Source organism: Frigoribacterium sp. MEB024, from assembly GCF_000878135.1.
Classification (GTDB): domain Bacteria; phylum Actinomycetota; class Actinomycetes; order Actinomycetales; family Microbacteriaceae; genus Frigoribacterium.
In genome coordinates, this window is the sequence record NZ_JXQZ01000090.1 from 1 (window position 1) to 3,918 (window position 3,918).

Annotated in this window: 3 protein-coding genes; 2 read left to right on the top strand and 1 reads right to left on the bottom strand. The window is 72.5% G+C overall.

Features of this window, described 5'->3' with window-relative positions; translation table 11 throughout:
* Window positions 1-1,714, bottom strand: a 1,714-nt coding sequence (locus tag SZ60_RS16660; protein ID WP_156155617.1) for a GAF domain-containing protein, incomplete at its 3' end; no start/stop codon positions are given.
* A 181-nt stretch (window positions 1,715-1,895) separates the two neighbouring features.
* Here SZ60_RS16660 and hxlB point away from each other — a divergent pair.
* Both hxlB and SZ60_RS13870 read left to right on the top strand, forming a co-directional pair.
* The gene (hxlB, locus tag SZ60_RS13865; protein ID WP_043596854.1) at window positions 1,896-2,525 is read left to right on the top strand and encodes a 6-phospho-3-hexuloisomerase; all 630 of its coding nucleotides are present in this window, start codon (window positions 1,896-1,898) and stop codon (window positions 2,523-2,525) included.
* Between the two features lie 167 nt (window positions 2,526-2,692).
* Window positions 2,693-3,628 (top strand): hypothetical protein, encoded by a 936-nt coding sequence (locus SZ60_RS13870; protein WP_052505421.1) that lies wholly within the window; start codon window positions 2,693-2,695, stop codon window positions 3,626-3,628.
* Window positions 3,629-3,918: the final 290 nt, after the last annotated feature.

The window sequence follows — 3,918 nt, forward strand, 5'->3', positions numbered from 1 at the left end:
CGACGGGGACCGCGGCGACGGGTACCGCGCCCACGGCGTCGGCCACCCCCTGGGCCAGGGCGGCCGCCTGCGGGGCGCGACCCGACACGGCCGCCGCGACCGCCGCCTCCCGGGTCTCGTACATGGTCGGCAGGTCGTGACCGCCCTCGGCCGTCTCGTAGCTCTGCAGCTCGAGCTCGGCGAGCCGGGCGAACTCGGCCAGCTTCTCGGACGACACGCTCTTCGCCTTGCGGGGCCGCGTGTTGTGCAGGCAGAAGGTGCCGATCGCCTCGCCGGACGACGAGTGGATCGGGTGCCCGGCGTAGAAGTACCCGTGGTTGAGGTCGAGGTAGGGGTTGTCCTTGAACCGGTCGTCCTTGCGGGCGTCCTCGACGATCACGGGTGCGTCGGCCGCGACGGTCACGTCGCAGAACGTCAGCTCGCGCGGGATCGAGACCGGCAGCAGCTCGGTGTTGACCGCGTAGTAGAGCTTCTTGCCGTCGAGCAGCGAGACGACCGCGACGTCGACGCCGAACTCCTTCTCGGCTCGTCGGGCGAGGTCCTGCAGGGTGTCCGAGCCACCGCTGCTCGCGAGCTCGACCAGCTTCTCGGCTCCCGACCACTCGAAGGTCGGCTCGGGCAGGGCCCGACGCGGACGGGCAGGAGGCGCGGTGTCGGTCGGCGGGACGGACGCGGTTCCGGGGGCGGTCACGGATGTGCTCACGGGTGCAGGCGTCGGCATCGGCGCAGGCGTCGCGGCCGGCGTCGCCGGCGGTCCGGCTACGGCTGCGGCCGCGGCTGCCGCGCGTGCCGCGACGGCCTGCTCGGCCTCGAGTCGGGCGACGGCCGCCCGTGCGGCCTCGAGCTGCGCGACGACCGGATCGACCGGGGCCGGTGCGGCCACCGATGCCGCCAGACGGGCCACCTCGAGCTGGGCGGCGACCCGCTCGGGCACGACGGGCGCGACGGACGTGCGGCCGATGTGCTCGACGGTCTCGCCGCGGCGCACCACGTCGAGGGTCGGGGCCACCCGGTCGGCGACCACGGTGCCCCACTGCCGGTACATCGTCTCGCAGCCGTGCGGTCGACCGGGCTGCAGCTCTCCCGGGGGCAGCCGGAAGTACGAGGCCGACGGGTGCTGCGCGGCGATCCGCTCGGTGATGTCGTTCATCCGGGCGGCGTGCCGGTCGGCGACCGATCCGAACGGGTTGTTGAACCGCGTGACCGAGCGCACGGGCTGCACGCCGACCAGGACGATGCGGGCGGTCGGGTGGACGCGTCGCGTCAGGTCGGTGACGAGCGTCGTCACGTCGCGTTGCCAGCCGTCGAGCGGGGTGAGCATGACGGCGTCGTTGAGGCCGAGCATCACGACGACCGTGTCGTACAGGCTGAGGTCGTGGTCGCCGATCCACGAGCGGGCCGAACCGGCGTTCATCATCTCGTCGCCGATGTAGTCGACCGAGCAGGCGCGACCGGTGCTCTTCGAGGTCTCCTTGGCGATCTGGCCGGTGAGCGCCTGCTCGTGGCTCGTCACGCCGAAGCCGTGGGTCGGACCCGTGCCGATCAGCAGCACGGTGTCGGGGTCGGGGGAGTCCGCCCGGTAGGTCGGCCGGCCGCGCGGAGAGGGCACGTGGCGCGAGCGCGAGAGCGTCCACAGGTAGAACAGGCGCATGGCAGGCCTCAGCCGCTCGTAGCTGCGCGTCGGGTGCGCGGGTGTGTCGACCGTCCTGGTCACGTGGTGCTCCTCGGGTGTCTCTCGGTGTGTCGTCCCCCCGTCCCAGGCTAGGCAGCGGGCGGGCACCGGGCTGCCCCCAGTGCGGGTCCGCGGTGGCCCCTCTTCTGGTCGCAGCCCCGTCGTTCCGGGGCGTCCACCCGAACCTGGACGCAGGAGGCGCGGGGCGAGCAGGCTGGTACGCGTGACTCCCGCAGACAGCACGTCCCCCGACGACGACCACGGTTCCGTCGCCACCGCCCTCGAGCTCGTGGCGGACGAGGTCGACGCCGCCGTCTCCGCGGTGCTCGACGCCGACGCCGGGAGCGACGACTCGTCCGACACGTCCGGGCAGCTCGACGCCTTCGCCGACCTCGTCGACGACGCCGAGCGCGTCTTCGTCCACGGCGCGGGTCGCTCGGGTCTCGCCCTGCGCATGACCGCGATGCGGCTGATGCACCTCGGTCTCGAGGTGCACGTCGTCGGCGAGGTGACGACTCCCGCGATCGCCGACGGAGACGTCCTGCTCACCGCGAGCGGCTCGGGCACGACGTCCGGCATCGTCGCCGCGGCCCGCACGGCCGTCGACGCCGGGGCCCGGGTGGCCGCGATCACCACCGCCGCCGACTCGCCGTTGGCCGACCTCGCCGAGGCCGTGCTCGTGGTCCCCGCCGCCGACAAGCAGGACCGCTCGGGAGCCGCGTCGTCGCAGTACGCCGGCGGGCTGTTCGAGCAGACCGTCGTGCTGCTCGGCGACGCCGTCTTCCACGCGCTGTGGAAGCGCTCGGGTGCCGATGCCGACGAGCTCTGGCCCCGCCACGCCAACCTCGAGTAGCCGCCCCCACCTCCGCGCGGCGGCGCCCTCAGCGTCGCGCCGCCGATGCGCTGTCGAACCACCCGAATGGATGGTTCGACAGCGCATCGACGGTTCGTCTCACGCAGAGGGTGAGGGTCCTGTGGAGAACCACGACAGGGCGGGGTCACGACCGGCAAGGTGTGGGGATGATCGATTCCCTACCGCCCGTCATCCGCTCGTCCCAGTTGGGTCACGGGACGCGCGAGTCCTCCTCGGTCCGTCGCCGGATCGACCGTGGTGAGCTCCTCCGGCTGTGCCCGGGTGTCGCCGTCGAGCGGGAGGCCTGGCAGGCTGCCACGCCGAGGCAACGCCATCTCCTGCGTGTGGTCGCGCTCCTGCCCAAGCTGTCGAGCCGGGTCGCCGTCTCACACGCCTCCGCGGCGGCCGTCTGGGGTGCCCCGATCCTGGGTGACTGGCCGGAACGCGTCCACGTCGTCGACCCCGCTCGTCGCACGACGCAGTCCACGCCGACGGTCGTCCGTCACGCCGGACTCCTCCTGCCCCAGGAGGCGCGGGTGGAATCCGGGGTGCTCGTCACCTCGCCGGCACGCACGGCTGCCGATCTCGCGTTGTCGTGGACCTTCCGGGAGGCCGTCGTCGCCCTCGACCAGCTGCTCCACCGTCGGTCGACCACGCGGGAGGAGATCGGTCGGTTCCTGGACGCGCGCCCGACGGCTCGGGGCCGCACGGGCGCTCGTCGTGCCGTGGCCTTCGCCACGTCGGCGGCCGAGTCCCCCGGGGAATCGCTGACGCGGGTCGTCCTGCACGAGCTGGGTGCGCCTCCTCCGGTTCTCCAGAAGGGCTTTCGCTGGGGTGATCACGGTCAGTTCGTGGACGTGGTCGACTTCTGGTGGCCCCGGTTCGGTGTCGTCCTCGAGTTCGACGGGCGGATCAAGTACGCGACGGGTCGGTGGCGGAAGGGGCGTTCTCCGGAGCAGATCGTCGTGGACGAGAAGATCCGTGAGGACCGCATCCGCAACCGGCCCGAGGTCGAAGGATTCGCTCGCACGGTGTGGGACGAGGTCATGCACCCGACGCGCCTCGCGATGAACCTGCGCGCAGCTGGACTGCCCCTGGGCTGACGCCCCGCGGCCGGTGGTCCCGCGAGTCGGGCACCGGGACGACACCATCGATGCGCCGACGAACCATCCACCTGCGTGGTTCGACGGCGCATCGATGGTTCCGGCCGGTGCGTCTGCCACACGTTTTACCCGCGCGAAACAATTCGTATACAAAACTGGGGCGTGCGGCAGGATTGTATGCAATCCACGCCGCACAGACCGATACCACCCGAGCATCGGAGGCCCGATGGCCCGCCCACCCCGCCCGACCCGCGCCGCGAGCGCCGGCGCGACCCGCGCCGCGAGCGCTC

Coding starts and splice junctions, on each gene's coding strand:
- SZ60_RS13870 (WP_052505421.1), top strand. CDS start 2,693: ATGATCGATTCCCTACCGCCCGTCATCCGCTCGTCCCAGTTGGGTCAC.